Annotated in this window: 23 protein-coding genes; 12 read left to right on the forward strand and 11 right to left on the reverse strand. The window is 42.0% G+C overall.

Features of this window, described 5'->3' with window-relative positions; all coding sequences use genetic code 11:
* Positions 1-7: 7 nt before the first annotated feature.
* The 11 genes from E4680_RS11460 to E4680_RS11510 all read right to left on the reverse strand — a co-directional run bounded on the left by E4680_RS11460 (position 8) and on the right by E4680_RS11510 (position 5,090).
* Positions 8-349, reverse strand: coding sequence for a hypothetical protein (locus E4680_RS11460; protein ID WP_135282557.1), 342 nt, complete (start codon positions 347-349; stop codon positions 8-10).
* Positions 339-1,301 carry a hypothetical protein gene (locus tag E4680_RS11465; RefSeq protein WP_135282558.1) on the reverse strand — a complete coding sequence of 321 codons (963 nt, stop codon included), beginning with the start codon at positions 1,299-1,301 and terminating at the stop codon, positions 339-341. Before E4680_RS11465 ends, E4680_RS11460 begins: the two co-directional genes overlap by 11 nt.
* A 15-nt stretch (positions 1,302-1,316) precedes the next feature.
* Positions 1,317-1,706: a hypothetical protein gene (locus E4680_RS11470; RefSeq protein ID WP_135282559.1), complete on the reverse strand. Its 390-nt coding sequence runs from the start codon at positions 1,704-1,706 to the stop codon at positions 1,317-1,319.
* Positions 1,707-1,722: 16 nt separating this feature from the next.
* On the reverse strand, positions 1,723-2,148 hold the full coding sequence (locus tag E4680_RS11475) for a hypothetical protein (protein WP_135282560.1): 426 nt from the start codon (positions 2,146-2,148) through the stop codon (positions 1,723-1,725).
* An 18-nt stretch (positions 2,149-2,166) separates the two neighbouring features.
* The gene (locus tag E4680_RS11480; RefSeq protein ID WP_135282561.1) at positions 2,167-2,592 is read right to left on the reverse strand and encodes a hypothetical protein; all 426 of its coding nucleotides are present in this window, start codon (positions 2,590-2,592) and stop codon (positions 2,167-2,169) included.
* A 1-nt stretch (position 2,593) separates the two neighbouring features.
* The gene (locus tag E4680_RS11485; protein ID WP_135282562.1) at positions 2,594-2,941 is read right to left on the reverse strand and encodes a hypothetical protein; all 348 of its coding nucleotides are present in this window, start codon (positions 2,939-2,941) and stop codon (positions 2,594-2,596) included.
* Entirely contained in the window at positions 2,938-3,189 is a 252-nt protein-coding gene (locus E4680_RS11490; RefSeq protein ID WP_135282563.1) for a hypothetical protein, read from the reverse strand. The genes E4680_RS11485 and E4680_RS11490 overlap by 4 nt, the downstream gene beginning before the upstream one ends.
* Positions 3,190-3,191: 2 nt before the next feature.
* Entirely contained in the window at positions 3,192-3,389 is a 198-nt protein-coding gene (locus E4680_RS11495; RefSeq protein WP_135282564.1) for a hypothetical protein, read from the reverse strand.
* Positions 3,382-3,603, reverse strand: a complete 222-nt coding sequence (locus E4680_RS11500) for a hypothetical protein (RefSeq protein WP_135282565.1) — start codon at positions 3,601-3,603, stop codon at positions 3,382-3,384. The genes E4680_RS11495 and E4680_RS11500 overlap by 8 nt, the downstream gene beginning before the upstream one ends.
* Before the next feature lie 537 nt (positions 3,604-4,140).
* A complete protein-coding gene (locus E4680_RS11505; RefSeq protein ID WP_135282566.1) occupies positions 4,141-4,746 on the reverse strand; it encodes a hypothetical protein in 606 nt (201 codons plus the stop codon).
* Between the two features lie 113 nt (positions 4,747-4,859).
* Positions 4,860-5,090, reverse strand: coding sequence for a hypothetical protein (locus E4680_RS11510; protein ID WP_135282567.1), 231 nt, complete (start codon positions 5,088-5,090; stop codon positions 4,860-4,862).
* Between the two features lie 294 nt (positions 5,091-5,384).
* On the opposite strand from E4680_RS11510, the gene E4680_RS11515 reads away from it, so the two are divergent.
* From E4680_RS11515 to E4680_RS11565, 12 genes are read left to right on the forward strand one after another with little or no spacing between them, the layout of a single operon-like run.
* Positions 5,385-5,978 carry a hypothetical protein gene (locus E4680_RS11515; RefSeq protein WP_135282568.1) on the forward strand — a complete coding sequence of 198 codons (594 nt, stop codon included), beginning with the start codon at positions 5,385-5,387 and terminating at the stop codon, positions 5,976-5,978.
* The gene (locus E4680_RS11520; protein ID WP_135282569.1) at positions 5,975-7,489 is read left to right on the forward strand and encodes a hypothetical protein; all 1,515 of its coding nucleotides are present in this window, start codon (positions 5,975-5,977) and stop codon (positions 7,487-7,489) included. Before E4680_RS11515 ends, E4680_RS11520 begins: the two co-directional genes overlap by 4 nt.
* Before the next feature lie 9 nt (positions 7,490-7,498).
* Positions 7,499-9,604 (forward strand): hypothetical protein, encoded by a 2,106-nt coding sequence (locus E4680_RS11525; RefSeq protein WP_135282570.1) that lies wholly within the window; start codon positions 7,499-7,501, stop codon positions 9,602-9,604.
* Positions 9,588-9,842 (forward strand): hypothetical protein, encoded by a 255-nt coding sequence (locus E4680_RS11530; RefSeq protein WP_135282571.1) that lies wholly within the window; start codon positions 9,588-9,590, stop codon positions 9,840-9,842. Before E4680_RS11525 ends, E4680_RS11530 begins: the two co-directional genes overlap by 17 nt.
* Position 9,843: 1 nt before the next feature.
* The gene (locus E4680_RS11535) at positions 9,844-10,521 is read left to right on the forward strand and encodes a hypothetical protein (protein ID WP_135282572.1); all 678 of its coding nucleotides are present in this window, start codon (positions 9,844-9,846) and stop codon (positions 10,519-10,521) included.
* Between the two features lie 16 nt (positions 10,522-10,537).
* Positions 10,538-10,750, forward strand: coding sequence for a hypothetical protein (locus E4680_RS11540; protein WP_135282573.1), 213 nt, complete (start codon positions 10,538-10,540; stop codon positions 10,748-10,750).
* Between the two features lie 14 nt (positions 10,751-10,764).
* Complete coding sequence (locus tag E4680_RS11545) at positions 10,765-12,000, forward strand: SU10 major capsid protein (protein ID WP_135282574.1); 1,236 nt, start codon at positions 10,765-10,767, stop codon at positions 11,998-12,000.
* Positions 12,001-12,048: 48 nt separating this feature from the next.
* Positions 12,049-12,486, forward strand: a complete 438-nt coding sequence (locus E4680_RS11550) for a hypothetical protein (RefSeq protein ID WP_135282575.1) — start codon at positions 12,049-12,051, stop codon at positions 12,484-12,486.
* Complete coding sequence (locus tag E4680_RS11555) at positions 12,440-12,850, forward strand: hypothetical protein (RefSeq protein WP_135282576.1); 411 nt, start codon at positions 12,440-12,442, stop codon at positions 12,848-12,850. Before E4680_RS11550 ends, E4680_RS11555 begins: the two co-directional genes overlap by 47 nt.
* The gene (gene lysC / locus E4680_RS14645) at positions 12,792-12,998 is read left to right on the forward strand and encodes an Rz1-like lysis system protein LysC (RefSeq protein ID WP_422666678.1); all 207 of its coding nucleotides are present in this window, start codon (positions 12,792-12,794) and stop codon (positions 12,996-12,998) included. Before E4680_RS11555 ends, lysC begins: the two co-directional genes overlap by 59 nt.
* Positions 12,995-13,588, forward strand: coding sequence for a hypothetical protein (locus E4680_RS11560; RefSeq protein WP_135282577.1), 594 nt, complete (start codon positions 12,995-12,997; stop codon positions 13,586-13,588). Before lysC ends, E4680_RS11560 begins: the two co-directional genes overlap by 4 nt.
* Positions 13,588-15,648 (forward strand): collagen-like domain-containing protein, encoded by a 2,061-nt coding sequence (locus E4680_RS11565; RefSeq protein ID WP_135282578.1) that lies wholly within the window; start codon positions 13,588-13,590, stop codon positions 15,646-15,648. The genes E4680_RS11560 and E4680_RS11565 overlap by 1 nt, the downstream gene beginning before the upstream one ends.
* Positions 15,649-15,755 lie beyond the last annotated feature (107 nt).

Genomic DNA, 15,755 nt, shown 5'->3' on the forward strand with positions numbered 1-15,755 from the left:
GTATCCTTTACTGTTTTACTATGAAGTCAATTGTTGGCCACTTACGCCGTATTACTGCAAGTTTCAGTTCCTTGTAATGAAGCAAACGAACTTTAAATAATACATCATTATATGGATTTTTATACATTGAAAAATGTTCAGGGTTTTTAAAAGTTGGCCAAGCTTCATGCATCCATATTGCATCATACTTAAATTGCCCATGTGCAATGTGTGCATAATTTGCTGTTGTTATGTTTGCAAGGTGGCGAAAATCGAATAAGACATCTTCGCAATGGGTAATGTGGCGAGTATGCTGGTTAGGTATATTTGGAAGAATCAATTCCCGAAGTAATTCTAAATCACAAATCATTTGAAGCTCTCCAGACTTTTTTAGCTGCTAGGAATTCCGCAATGTTTTTATACTGGGAAAGTTGAGGTTCCCCTTCTTTGTATTCTTTTATTTGGGTATTACCTAACAGGGCAGCAATGGTATCCCCAGAAGCTACAAGTATTTTGCCCGGTCTAAATTCTTCCAATACGCTTATAGCATCTCTTAGTTTTTTAAGCAGCAATAAAGAATGCAAGGTACCAACTTCAATAGTTTGTTCACAGTGTTCTAGCAATTCAGCAATATCCTCCTGCTGTACCGTGTCACTTAGCAAGGCTACAGGAGAATCACTACTGAACAATTTTACAATGATACTTTTCCAATATTCATGCAGTGGCATTTGTGTTCCATCAGCATCAATGGGCACAGAAGTTTTTGGGAATTTTCCTACTGAAGCTGCCCAAGCTGCCATTAATTCAGGTAATTTATTTTTATCCCTGGTGCTGGCTACTTTATTTAAAGTGTTTCTTACAATTCGCAATATGGCTTCTTCTGCTCTGTCTTTTATTACTGAGGTTTCTATGAATGCGGATTCTCGCAAATCTGTTATTGCAGAATTTAAGGCTCGCATGTAGCCTTTTATTGCAGCAGGATCATTTGTGGCTTTTGTTATTCTGAATTTTGGGAGGTCTGCAACTCTGCGGTCATCATAGCGCAAAGCTACAACTGAGAGATTTTCTACTAAAGCTCCCCAATCCTCCTGCCACAATTCTAGCGGTAAATAGGTTTCCCACATTACAGGCAATTTATTGATTAGGGCGCAACCAAATAGGTGAGATTCTTCAAGGGTAAGTCTACCTGCCATGAATGGCTCTAGCTGACCTTTTATCAGGGATTTTACAGGTAAATTAAATATTGGATGCGGCACTCTGCCATGACCATAGCCTATGTTGCAGGTGTAGGATATGCCACTTTTAGGACAGTGTAATTTCACGTTTTATTACTCCCTTTATTTTACATATCTGTTTAAAATTTTCTCAGCGGTTTTCCAGCCTTCTGGCTCATTATATATTAGATAGCTAGAGAGTATTTCTGTAGCTAGAGATATATAGTTTTTGCCTAAAGCAATTTGTATTGCCCAGAAGGTGAGAGACTTTTTCTGATATTCTGGACTTGCCATATTTGTCCCCAAATATAGGAAATTAGAAGCTATAAAGTGACCATATAATGTTGTCTTTGGGTGCAGCAATTTTTCTATCTTAGTAATTGATCTTTTTTTCTCCCATTCTGAGCAATTACTGCGATCTATAGCATGACACATATATGGTGCGCCTTTATGCCATGAAGCGTAATATGGCATTGCTTTAATCAGGACATTTGCAAACTGAGCTTGATTCATTTTTCAGCTACCCTTTCTACTTTACATAGTGGTTTAAAAGTTTTTTAGTGAGTTCCCAACCTTCAATGTCATCGTGTCTTATATAACTCCAAAGAAGTTTTTGCATGTCTAAATTAGGATTTTTACCTTCAAGTATTAGATCGGTCCAAAATGCGAGAGCTTTTCTTTGATATTCGGTTTCACGTATTTCAACATCGTAACGGATATAACCTTTTTCTATAAAATTGTCATATAAATAGGCGCAAGGGTGAAGTATATCTGCTATTTTATTTTTTGCTCTTTCGCCTTTTTTAGACCAAAAGTAGCGTCCATAATATTTATTTATTGCAAAACACATGCAATTTCTGGTTTTTGGGTGATCCTTATTTTTAATTCCAATTGCATAGCTTCTGTAGTATGGCATTGATTTAATTAACACATCAGCAAATTCTGCATTATCCATTTTAAACTCTCCTGCGTCTCAGATTTCAAGAACCAATAAAATATCTTCTGCATTCCAGAGATTTAAATTTTGGTTATGCAAAGCAAGTAGCAATCTCTGTATAATAGAAAATGGCGCTTCAGTGATGCTAGCAATATAATATGCCCAAAATTGCAGGGCCTTTTTATCATAGTTGGTGCTAGCAAATTCAATGTCTTTGCGCAGTTTGCCAGTTTCTGTTAGGTATTCTAACAAACTTGAATAGGGCCAGAGGCGTTTGTTAATTTCAAGTTTAGCCTCTTTTGCTTTTTCTTCCTCCAATAAGCCATCTTTTGCCATATATGCCAAAGTATCACACATTCTGTAAGAGTATATATTAACGCCTTTATTTGGAAACTCAAAATGGAAAGGAGCATAATATGGCATTGCCTGTCTCAATATTTCCGCCATTGTTTCTGGGTTCATACTACTGTCCCCCAATGATATATTTTCCAATGAAATTGATTTCCTCTTTGCTAAGCTCTGCTGGTTGTTTTGATTGCAGTGCTATTGCAATATCTGCTGCTTCCATTTCCTGCCTAGCTTCTTGGAAGGAATTAAAACTTGCATACTTTTCTGCTAGCATCGCAGCAAGTGCAGATTTTTTTGGCTCCGCTTTCTTGTTTTTGCTGTTGCTGCCAACTTGGGCCCGGTATAGTAGCAAATCCAGCTTTCTTATCAATGCCACCACAACTTCTGTATCTTCTGAATACTGTTGCAGAGCTTTCATAATTAGCTGTACTTCATCTTCTGTGAGTACAGGTCTGTATTTCATATTCCGTACTCCCTTAATTCTGCGGCTACAATTTGCAACTCTTGCGCCCAAGTTTTTGTCATTTCCGCAAATGCATTTGCACCTACTTTTTGGTTAATCGCACTCAGTTGCATAGCTACAAAGCCGGAAATGCCAGAATAGAAAGCACTTTTCAATGCCATTTTGCTAGCTTCTGAGCAATCTTCTGCAATCATAATGCTGCTGAAATGTTCCCATAATTCCTGAATTGTGTTTGCTTGCATTGTCATGTTTAAATCTCCCGAAATTTATTGATTCGTGTATTTTGCGCCATATAACGCTGCCACTGGTTCACTTCATTATAGAAAATATCTGGCAATTCCTTATTTGTTTTCAGCACCAGCTGAATTCTATGATGCATTTCAATTTCACTGACGCCAGATTCTATGGCGTACTTAACTGCCGCTACCACTGAAGTAGTTTTAAACATTGGTTTCTCCTCTGGAAGCTTCTACCGGACAGCCTGAAATTGCAGTTTCAGACTCCTTTGGAGCCATCTTTACTTCCACACGTGCTAGATTAATAAAGCTCAGTATTGCATTGTAAAATGTTTCTTTGTGTGCAGTTCTTTCCTGGGGCGTACAATTTGCTAGGTAATTATTGGATTCTGAAAAATCCTTCCATAGTGCTTCTATTATGTTCATGTGTTAGTTTCCTTGTTTTGAGTTGCTTGTGGCGGATGCGCCCTGACTGACTGCCTGACGGACGGACGGACCGCATGACTAGGGTACCATGCCCGCCGGCCACCGTCCATGCCCCAGCCTGCTAGTATTGCATCTTACCTAAGTACCTATATCCTGATTGCTACCTATACCTTGCTTACCTTATCCTATACACTTGGCGTATATTTTAGGGAGGTACTTAAAATTTAAAGAAAAAATTAGAAAATAGTTAATTAATTAAAAGAGGGTATATAAGGGAATATAAGATGGTAACATGGGTATATGATAGTAGCAGGGATGCAATGTGTGATAGGTGGGGAAGTTATGGAAGTATAGTTAATTAGTGGTGGGAGGTGCATGTGTGGGGCGGTGCGTCACTCGGTCAGTCTGTCAGTCCGTCAGTCACACGGGCACTGTGTCACTGTGACATTGTGACCTGCTGACCGGCTGACGCGCCACCAGAAAATAAAAAGCCCCACCAGCCGAAACTAATGGGGCATGGATAACTAATTGAATGTATCAGAGTGCAGCGGCATCCACTGTTACATTGCGACATTCCGCCAACAATTCCAACAACTTCTCAAACACTGGCGCATGTTCTGCCAATTGTTCCATTTCCTCCGAATCTTCGCTATCTGCAACAGCAGCAACTAGTGCTTCAATGTTGTTCATCATGGCATCCGCTACTGCCGGATTACCCGCTGCCGCTTTGCATTTCTCGCGGATAATGCGGCTTCCAGCAGTAGCGGCAGCTTGGTCTTTTCCGAGTAAGCGGATTGAGGCAGAGAAGTAATAGCTTCCGGCAGCATCCAAAGTTACTTTAGTAAGTACTCTAGACCAGCCGCCCCGCTCAGCATCAAGACTCTGTACCAATGCTTCCAGATTGCAGTTTTCTGGCGTAGGCTGGAAGTCCCAGTTGTCGCCATTTTCTAGCAACAACTTTCTTCCGAACGCCTCAATAGCAGCATTGATCGCCTTTGCTTCCGGGCAGCTTGGTTCAAATCCAGCATACTGCCATTCTAGATTCTCCCGCTTTTGCCCGTAGCGAGGAGAGTTTTTGGCACTGACTTTATGAAAGTAGCTGCTAGCTTTCTGCACTTGCGGAATCAGATTGACGTTGCTCATGTCATGCACCTTCTAATCAGTTACGTTGTCCTACTGGCACCATGCCAGCAAGCACTTGCAGCCTAACATACACTGCGCTAAGCTGCAAGGGTTTGCTGACTCATCGGTTCATTTCACACCTCGTCAAGAATACGTTCTAGGCCAATATCCAACGCTCTAAGTAAATGACTCTTATGAGGAGCCAACCTAAAAATTTCCCCACCATCCAACACGACGACCATAGCACATTTATCTTCTCCCAAATCAGTAACGTCGATTTTTACGCCCATTTCCATAGCCGTCAACAGCCGGTTAAGGAATGCATCACGTTCTTTCGCTTTCATACAAGTAACCTCACCTTTCATAACATTCACCAATGGAATTCCAATAGTGCCGCAACTTACAACAGAATGCAAGCTGTTGGAAAGTAAATTGTAGACTATCTTTGCTGCTGTAGTCACAGTAAATACAAATGATAATGATATGCAATTGTAAAGAAGGTAGGGGCAGGGTACCCTTTTTTACTTATTTGTGGCGGCCCTATCCTATACCACTTCAAAAATTTTTCTAAACTTTTTTACTTCCCAAGAAGTTTCAATACCCTTAAATCCTCCCCCAACATTATATAATTACCTCAATAGCGGCAAAGGGGCACCTTCATGAATACTGAGCGAGCCATACAACTATTAGGGCAGGGGCACCAGCCTAGCGTAGTAGCAGCGGCCCTTGGTGTAACGGAATCTGCTATCTCCCAATTGCTTTCCCAAGATACTTATGCAAAAGAAGTAGCAGAAAAAAGGGCTGCCGCACTTAGCCGCTACTCAGATTTAGACAGTAAGTGGAATAACTTAGAAGATAAGTTACTGGATAAATTAGAAAAAGTTGTTCCACTTCTGATGAAGCCTAGGGATATTTTGCATGCACTAGATAAAGTGAATGGAGCCAAACGTCGCGGATCTTTTGCTCCACAAGAATCTCTGCCTCAAGATAGAGTTGTAATGCTTGAATTGCCCCCCAGCGTACAGTATAATATTGTAACAAACATTAACAAGCAGGTAATAGAAATCCAAGGATCAGATGGTAAAAGTCAAAGTTTGGTGACTATTCCTACCAACCAATTGGATGGATTAGCAAATGAAAAGCGCAAAAGAGAGGCTATTGCAAGCGGATCAGCAAAGAGCTCAGAAACTGAAAATTCAAATTCTCAAGCTCTGCTCAGCAAACCGCCAGAAAGTCTCGCGGATAGCTTGTGAAAGAAGCGGTACTTAATGCCCATGAGGTAATAGAGGCAGCAAAAGAGCATTTAGATTTTCTATCTGCTCTTTCAATGCCTACTATCCATGAGTATTCTTGGCCTCCATTATACCAAGGTATCTGGGATTGGTTCCGAAAGCTAGCAAGTGCTTCTAGGGAATCTGGTTGCTCAGTAGATGAATTATTTGAAAAAGTAGCTCTGGGGCTCCCTCGCGGGTTTGCTAAATCTACTTTTATCCGCTTGTATGTATTGTACATAATTTTATTCACTGACCGCAAATTCATCATCATATTTTGCGCTACTGCAACTCACGCCAGAAACGCACTTTCTGATATTGCTGATATGCTAGATGAAAGCAACATTAAGAAAGTATTTGGGGATTGGCGGGTTGGCATGGAGCAGGATACTCAAGATGTTAAGAAATTTGGGTTCCGGGGCAGAAATGTTGTATTAGCTGGTATTGGTGCTGGTGGCGCAGTCCGGGGCCTCCTTACAAAAGGCGATCGTCCTGATGTAATGATATTTGATGATGTACAAACTAAGGAAGATTCTGAATCCAAAGTAGTAAGTGATTCTTTATATACTTGGTTGATTGGTACTGCAATGAAAGCTAAATCACCAAAAAGGTGTTTAACACTTTTCATTGCCAACATGTACCCAACTGAGAATTCAATTCTGCGCAAACTTAAAGCTAATCCGGAATGGACCAAGTTTATTGCTGGTGGCATACTATCAGATGGCACTTCTCTCTGGGAAGATTTGCAGCCAATAGAGCAGCTTTTAGCAGAATACAGAAACGATGTTGCAGCCGGTAAGCCTGAGATATTTCATGCTGAAGTTCTAAATGATGAATTTGCTGCGGTTAACAACCTACTGGACTTTTCATCTATTCCTGAATTTCCAGCAGCTGAGGGGGATATTCATCTAGGTAGTTATATAATCATTGACCCATCAAATGATAAGCACAACTCTGATTCGGTGGCTATTGGGTATTTTGAAGTTCATGGAAACCAAATACCTTGTTTGATGCAATTAGTGGAAGAGCGGTTGTCTCCTGGTGATACAATAAAAAAAGCTTTGCAGCTAGCCATAGATAATTCTTGCTCTCTTATAGCCATTGAATCCAATGCTTACCAATACTCCCTACTGTACTGGTTTAACCTATTCTGTCAGCAGCTGGGTCTCGTAGGAATCAATGTAGTGCCTATCTATTCGGGTTCTAGGTCAAAGAATTCTCGCATTCTGGATTTCTTTAAAGCCTATATGGCAGGGGAAATTTCTGTGCACCCCAAAGTAAAGGCTATACTAGAAGCCCAGATGAGATCCTTCAACCCAATGAAAACAGACAACATAGATAACACTCTGGATCTTATGACATATTCCCCTAGAGTACTTACTGAGTTTGCAGATCAGCTTAAAAACTACACAGTAGTTGGAGCCCAAGAATGGCAGGAAGATTCTAATAAAGCTTCGCTATTTTCTGATGAAACAATTTGTTCTTCTTTTTGAGGTTACATAATGCTACCTTACCTACTATCAGAAAAGTCAGCCTCAGCTGTTATAGCCTTTTACAGGGAAGCTATTCGTCTGAGTTTTGGGCAGCAAAACTTCAGAAACAGCTTTAGAAAAACAGATATGGATTACTTGCGCACTCTGGACCTAACAGAGGAGCAGTTTAAAGCTAAGTACGCGCAAGAGTTAGGGGATCCTACTAAATTTCAGAATGTTATTCTACCTGTTGTAATGCCCCAAGTTGAAGAAGCTTTGGCATTTCAGCAAGAAGTCTTTCTTTCAGGTACTCCTATTTTTGGTGCAGTAGCTCCTCCTATCCATATGAATGCTGCATCCCAAATGGACGCTATCATATTGGATCAACAAATTAAAGCCCGTTGGGTACCTGAACTCCTTAAAACTCTGCGCAACGGACTTAAATATAATTTTGGCCCAACTGAAATCGCAGATGTAACTCAAGTATCCTATTCTATTGAGGATGTACGTAAAGCTGGGAAACGGGCTAAAGAAGAAAATAAAGAGATCCTGTGGTTAGGAAATAAAATAAAATCTTTAGACCCTTACAATACCATATTTGACCCAAGAGTTAATCCTACAGATTTGCCTACCAGAGGTGAGTTTGCTGGGTACTCAGAATTGTATCCTAGAACAGCTTTTAAAGCTTTTGCTGCTTCCCTGCCTTTTCGTACTAGCATGCGGGAAGCTCTAGAATCAAGACCTCCAGCTCTCACTGCAAGTAATGCGGAAGAAGTAAATTCTTTCTATGTACCAGATTTAGATCCTTGCAGTTCTTACATAAATGATACAAACCCTCTGTATAATGCAGGTAGTATGAATTGGTTTAAATGGGTAGGGATCGCAGACCCAGAAAACCAGCCCCGTATTAATTACACTGACATGTATGTTGTCACTACTCTGTATGGCAGGATTCTACCTGAAGATTTTGGTATTAGGGATGTGCCTGGCATTAATACACCACAGATTTGGAAATTTATAATTGTAAATGGGTCTGTGGTGATTTATGCTGAGCGGTTAACTAACATGCATAACTTGATCCCTATTATTATTGGTGTTCCTAAAGATGATGGGTTAGGTTATCAATCTAAATCTGTAGCACACGATGTCCAACCTTTCCAAGCGCTCACCACAGCTTTAGCTAATAGTGTGATTGCGGCTCGTCGTAGAGCTATTAGTGATAGACTTCTTTTTGACCCCCTAAAAATTTCCCCTTCTTCTATCCGCAGTGATTCTCCAGTAGCTAGAATCCCTGTAAGATTGGGACCATTAGGTGGAACCATAAAAGACGCAGTACACCAACTGCCTTTTAATGACGCCCAATCTCAATATGCCGCGCAGAATATAAATTTGTTTCTTGGGCTCGCTGATCAAACTACAGGACTTAACCCAGCAAGGCGGGGGCAATTTGTTAAGGGCAATAAAACTCGCTTTGAATTTGCGGAGACTATGAGCGGTTCAACTTCTAGAGACCGCACTATGGCGTTAGCATTAGAAGGTAATTTATTTCAACCTATCAAACAAATTTTGAAGGCTAACATACTGCAATTCCAAGGGGCCTCTTCTATTTTCAATTCTGAGACACAAGAAGTTGTTGAAGTTGACCCTGTGCTATTGCGCAAAGCCAACATAGAGTTTAAGCTAAGTGATGGAATGCTCCCCAGTGATAAGATGATAGACGGTGAAACTCTAACAGCAGCCTTTCAAGTTCTCTCTCAATCCCCTGAGTTGGCAAGTAATTATAATTTGGGTCCAATGTTTTCATACTTAATGAATTCAAGAGGGGCTAAATTGCGCAATTTTGAGAAATCCCCAGAGCAAGTTGCGTATGAACAAGCTGTACAGGCTTGGCAACAGGCCGCACTAACATTAGCTCAGTCTCTTACACAAATGGAAAATCCTCCAACTCCAGAGGAGCTACAAAAATACTTGCCGCCTCAACCTACTCCTCAAGATTTTAATTACACTCCAGGAGTTCCCACTAATGCTATTTCTCCTATAAGTTCCAGCGTAATGCAACAGTACAAAGAATCTATAGACAAAGTAAATCAGGCCAGAGCCCAGGCAGGTAATAATGCAAATGTTCAGCAACGATGATTATAACTATTTTCAAAGAATCCCAATGACAGAGGAGGAGCAGAAGGCTGGAGCTACTTTCAACCCACTTCAAAAAGTTTTTATTCAAAATTACATATCCCAACTAGCTGGCAGTCTGTTATCTGTAGGGGCTAATTTAGAAACTCCTGCTAAGGCGGAAATAGAGCGCGGTTATTTGCGCGGTCAGATTGACGCCCTTAAATCCTTAATTGACATTGATCCCAACGAGGAAGATTAAAATGAAATTCTCCGATATTTTTCGTAGCTCTCCCGCAACCGAGCCTGTTTCTGCTCCTGCGGAATCTAATCAAGAAGAATCAACAGAACCAAAAGTTTCACCCCTGGAAGCGTTCAAAGATATATGGCAATCTGACACCACTGAAGCAGAGCAGGACGATGCTGATCTTTCCTCCCTATTCAGCATTGACCCAGAAAAAATCAATTCTACTGTCTCCAACATTGACTTTACTAAGTCTCTCGATCCGCAAGTTTTAGAATCTATAGCAGCTGGTGGAGAAGATGCCCAGAAAGCGTTTTTAACTTCTCTTAATTCAGTAGCTCGTGATGTTTTCTCTCAGTCTATGCTTGCTAACGGAATGCTAGTCAAGCAAGCCCTCACCAAAGCCCAAGACAAGATTGATACTCGCACTTCGCGGAGTTACAATCGTCTTAAAGCTTCAGAAGCACTTACCTCCTCAAACCCCCTTTTAAAAGATCCTGCTGTAGAGCCTATGATCTCTGCTATTCAGGAAAGGCTTCATAAGAAGTATCCTGATGCAGATAGTGAATCTATCAAACAGCAAGCTGAAGAATATCTACTTAAGTTTGCAGATGTGATTCGTGGCCCCTCAGAGCAGCGTAAACAAGAGGAGACTTCAGCTAAGGAGACGGATTTCAGTACCTTTTTAGACTTTTAATTAATTGGAGATAGAAATGGCAATTGTCAAGAAAGTACAAGTAGTAGCAGAAGATACGGTTGCAGGTGTAGTTGGCCTTCCTTCATACGCACCACTTCAAAGTGGTCTTGTGCAGGCGGATGCAATTACGGATGCAGCAGTACCTTTTGCAGACCTTACAGCCGCGGCCACTAAAGTAAATGAAATTTTGGCTGCTTTGCGAACTGCTGGCGTAATCGCTTCAGCTTAATAGGAGTAACTTAGATGCCCCCGACCACCCAAGGAATTTTTAATTCTAGCCGCTTTACCCAGGATCATGCGAAGAAGTCTTTCGCTGCTATGATTACTAGGCTTATGCCTAATGGGACAGCTCCGCTGTTTGCCCTTTCTTCTATGCTGTCCAGAAAAACGGCAGTACAAGTAGAGCACGGGTTTTTTACTAAAACTGCGGTTTTTCCTAACTTCACCCTGACCGCTAATATTAGTGCTGGTGACACTGTTTTCACTATTGCTGATACTTCTACTCTTATTCCTGGACAGCTCCACCGTTTGCAGGAATCTGGGGAAGTTGTGATTATCAATAGTGTTGACTCTGCTACCCAAATCACAGTAGGCCGTTCTGTTGGTACTGTAGCTGCTGCCGCTATTGATGTAGGCACAGATATTACTACTGCTTACCAAGTGGGTAATGCTTTTGAGGAAGCCTCAATTCGACCCAATGCTCTGTCTGTTCAAGTAGAGCGAGTTACCAATCTTACCCATATCTTTCGAGATACTTGGGCACTTTCTGGTAGTTCTGCTGCTACTCGGGTCATTGCAGGGGATTCCCCAATTGCAGAAAATAAAGCAGATGGTGCAGCTTTCCATGCTGGCGCAATTGAGAAAGCTTTGTTTTTCAGCCAAAAATCACAAGGTACGCGAAATGGTCAACCCTTCCGTACTATGGATGGACTGATTAACATTGTAAGCGATCTCACTTACTACCCTGATTCTTACAGTGTGCCCAATGTGTATACTGCTGGTGCTACTACTACTTATGACCAGCTGGTTGCAATGTTGGACCCTGTATTTAATCAGGTAACTGACCCAATGGGCCCACAAGAGCGGTTGCTTTTTGTAGGCGGCGGGGCTCGGAACGTACTGCACCAAATTGGCAGGCTGTCTGGACAGTACGAAATCATGAACTCCCAAACTAACTTTGGGCTGCAATTTGATTCTTTCAAGATTCCTCGTGGATCTTTTAAAATCATTGAGCACCCGCTGTTTAATACCAACCCTTACTGGAGTAAAATGGCAGTAGCCGTTGATCCTGCGAGCTTCAGCATTGCATATCTGGAAGGCCGGGATACTCAACACTTGGAATTTAATTCTAAGGGTGTTCCTGTTGATAATGGTATTGATGCTGTTGGTGGTACACTCACTACAGAATGTACCGTTGAAGTCCGCAACCCCCCAGCTAACGCAGTGGTTTGGAACCTTACTGCCGGCGCTGCTTCTTAATCCCTCCCCCTAGCGCGCAAGGATGCGCCGCTCCCTAGGAGATATAAAATGTACAGACTGTTTAAAAACAAGCAGCCCCAAGTAGCGGTTATTTTGTCTGATGCTTCTCGCGTAGAGTTCCTTAATGGTATATATATTACTAACAAGGAAGCAGAAATTGCCCAACTGGAATCTATGGCAAAGACTAAAGAATGTGGTGTATATTTTGATGCAGATGATACTAAAGTAAGCGAAGAGAATTTGCAAGAGTTGCGTTCCCGATATGTACCTGTGCGCCGCAGCAAGGCAGCAAAAAATCGCATTCGCTCCCCCGGTATTGGCAGTTCTAAATCTCTTACAGGCAGTCAATTTCAGGCAGGTGTATCAAACACTGTTACAGTTCTAGGCTCACAAGAAAATAAAATTGAAGAAGCTGTAAAAGTATCAGGAGACCCAAAAAATGTTTCAGCTGCTGAAGCTCTTAAAAACCGCCTTGCCTCTAAGTAGAGGGGCTGTATACGGAGGTCTAATAGCAGCTCTTGCAGCTTGTGTTATTTATCTGCAATTTCAACTAACCAATTTATTGAAAGCTGAATTGGAGCACAGAGAGCAAGAGCTAGAAATTCAAGCAGACATGTATGAAATGAGAGTTCAGCGCCTACTTGATTTAGACACAAAACGCCAACAACAATTAGCTGAACTGGAGCGCAAAAAGAATAAAGTTCATGTTATAGTAAAAGAGCTAGAGGTTAATCCGGAAGCTAGGGAGTGGAAAGATGCAGCGTTACCTAGTGTTGTGGTTTCTTCTATTGATGCTATTCATTCCAGCTTGCGCAACTCCTCCAGCTCCTCCGACTCCGCTAACTTGTGATATACCAGAATCTCTTTTAATGGATTGTGTTGTGGTCTATTCCAGCATCAAAACTAATGGGGACTTACTACTAGCCTATATAGCAGCTTTAGAAGAGCTAGAAAGGTGCTCTATAGATAAAGCTCTAATTAGAGGCAGCTTACAATGAACTTCTCAGAATTAGTTGACGAAGTAAAAAGTATAACAGCTAGGCCAGATTTACAAAGCAGCGCAGAATCCGCAGTCTCTGCTGCAACTTTAAAAGCCCACACTTCTGGGTTTTATTATAATGATTTAGTAGAGCTTGCTGTCCAATTTGATGAGCCCCGCAGAATTCAGACTTTTGATCCAGCGGATGTATCCAGTTATTATCGACGAGTTAAATACATCCGTATTTGGGAAGGTGATGCAGATGGGGAAGCTAAAGAGATTCTTGAGCCTATAACTACGGAAGTAGCTCTAGATTCTTACGGGTATCCGCGTTTGAATGTTTTTTATATGGCCGGAAAATTTCTGCAAATCCGTACATATGCGGAACTAGATAAAATATTGTTTGGGTTTTATCGCTACCCCGATATAACCTCTGAGAGTTTTAGTTCTTGGATTGCTGTTGAGTTGCCTTGGGCAATTATTTGGGAAGCCGCAAGAACTATATTTAACCGCATTGGCTATCAAGAACAAGCGTCCCAAATGCAAGCACTTGTACGCGAACAATATAGCCAACTTGCCTTTCAAGCTGCTGACGTGGTACCAAGCTAATGGCAGATGCAACTATTTGGGATACTGGTACTGTTGGACCTCCTGGGCCCCCTGGACCTCCGGGGCCTACTGGGCCTTCTATTGAATTGCAATCTACGCCAACTTATATCCAATGGAGAGTTTCTGGAGATGTAAGTTGGCTTAATTTAGTAGCTTTGTCACTTATTACAGGACCGCAAGGTATTCAGGGACTCCAAGGGGCTAAAGGAGACCAAGGGGTTCAAGGAATTCAAGGTATCCAAGGAGTTGCTGGGCCTCCTGGAGCTGATGGCGATTCTTCTTTTATATTCTCAGATGCGGGTGCTCCATTAGATGAAGATGGCAGCACCGGGGACTATTATATCAATCTTACTAATGGAGATTTTTACGGTCCTAAATCTGGAGGAGTTTGGGGAGCTCCTGTATCTAACATTACAGGACCCCAAGGCCCGCAAGGTATCCAAGGCCCAGCTGGTGTTAGTAATGCCACTTGGTTTGCGGCTTCTGGAGTTCCGGCCAGCGGGTTAGGTAATGACAGTGACATGTATTTAAATACTGACAATGGAGATGTTTATCAGAAGCAAGCTGGTACTTGGGTGCTTTTGCTTAACATCACAGGTCCGCAAGGTATTCAAGGCATTCAAGGCATTCAAGGTGACCCTGGTGAAGATGGTTCAGTTTGGTATACTGGGACAGGAGCACCAGCTTCTGGACTTGGCGTAGTTGGAGATTTCTACTTAGATTCAAGTAATGGCGATTATTATGAAAAAACTGGCGCATCTACTTGGACACTGCAAGGCAATCTAACTGGTCCACAAGGAATCCAAGGTGATCCTGGTCCGGGCATTTCTGACGGGGATAAAGGTGATATTACTGTATCCGGCAGTGGGACTGTCTGGGAAATAGATGCAGGAGTAGTTGGTCCAACTGAGCTTGCAGATACTGCTGTAACTCCAGGTTCCTATACTAATGCAGATATTACTGTAGATGCTCAAGGTAGACTTACTGCCGCTGCTAATGGCACAGGTGGAAGTGGGGCATCTAGTAGCAACGCTTATATTCTAGACAACCTCACTATTGTAGCTTCTAGGTCTGCTGGAGCAGAAACTTTTGCAGTTAAAACTGAAGCTGGTACTGACCCAAGTCCAAGTGACAAGGGAAGAATTGGGTTTCTTAATACTGCAGGGGGTTACGATATTATTGAAGTAACTTCCGCTATGAGCATAACTATACCCAGTGGGGCTTCTTTAGGTTTTATATCCAATTTAAAATGGACTGTAGGTGTAGGATTCCTAAACAATGCAGGAACTGTAGAACTTGCAGTGGTAGGTAGGCCATCTGGGCTTTCTGACAACTCTGTAGTTTCCACTTCAGTTTTAGACACTGCTTCAGACTCCCCCAGGATTATATACAGTGACGCAGCCAGGGCTAGTGTCCGGTTTAGGGTTTTTTGTTATTTAGATTATACTCTTGCTACTCCCGCCACTTGGGATACTGCACCCAGCAGAATCTTGCTTACCAGAGCAGCGGTTACAGAAATTAGCGTAAGAGAGCTTTTATATGAAAAAACTCTTGCAGCTGATGGAGGATTTGATACAGATGAGTGGTGGCCCGGTGGCACCCTTCCAAACAATTATGATTCTTTTGAAATGGAGGCTGTTCTGCGAGGAGCTGGAGCTTCTGACATAAGATTAGTACACTTGTTTTTTAATGGAGACACAACAGTAGCAAATTACAAGTATGCTACTGATTACGGGGGAAACGTGTCTACTGGGGGAACAGGTGATGGCCCCAGAGTAGGATACATACCTGCTACAACTGCTGTAGCTAATGCTTTCTCTCCTATCAGAATACAAATTCTAAATCCCAGCAACACATCTTACATGAAGGTAGCACTTGCTGAGTCTTTTGACAGACGGGATTCATCTAATACATTTTTACGGCAGCATGGGTTTGTATGGGAGTCTGTATCAGCTATTAATCGTATAGTACTCGGCCCCAGCACAGGCCCCTCAGACTATTATACAGCTAGCAGTTACGCAAAATTGTACGGCCTCAAAACCATGACGGTGCTTTCATGAGATCAATTAAAAAACTAATCGTACATTGCTCTTATACTCCGCCAAGTATGGATATTGGAGTGGAGGAAATTCGGGTTTGGCATACCCGAGATAACGGATGGTCAGAT

This window comes from Candidatus Macondimonas diazotrophica, from assembly GCF_004684205.1.
Classification (GTDB): Bacteria; Pseudomonadota; Gammaproteobacteria; order UBA5335; family UBA5335; genus Macondimonas; species Macondimonas diazotrophica.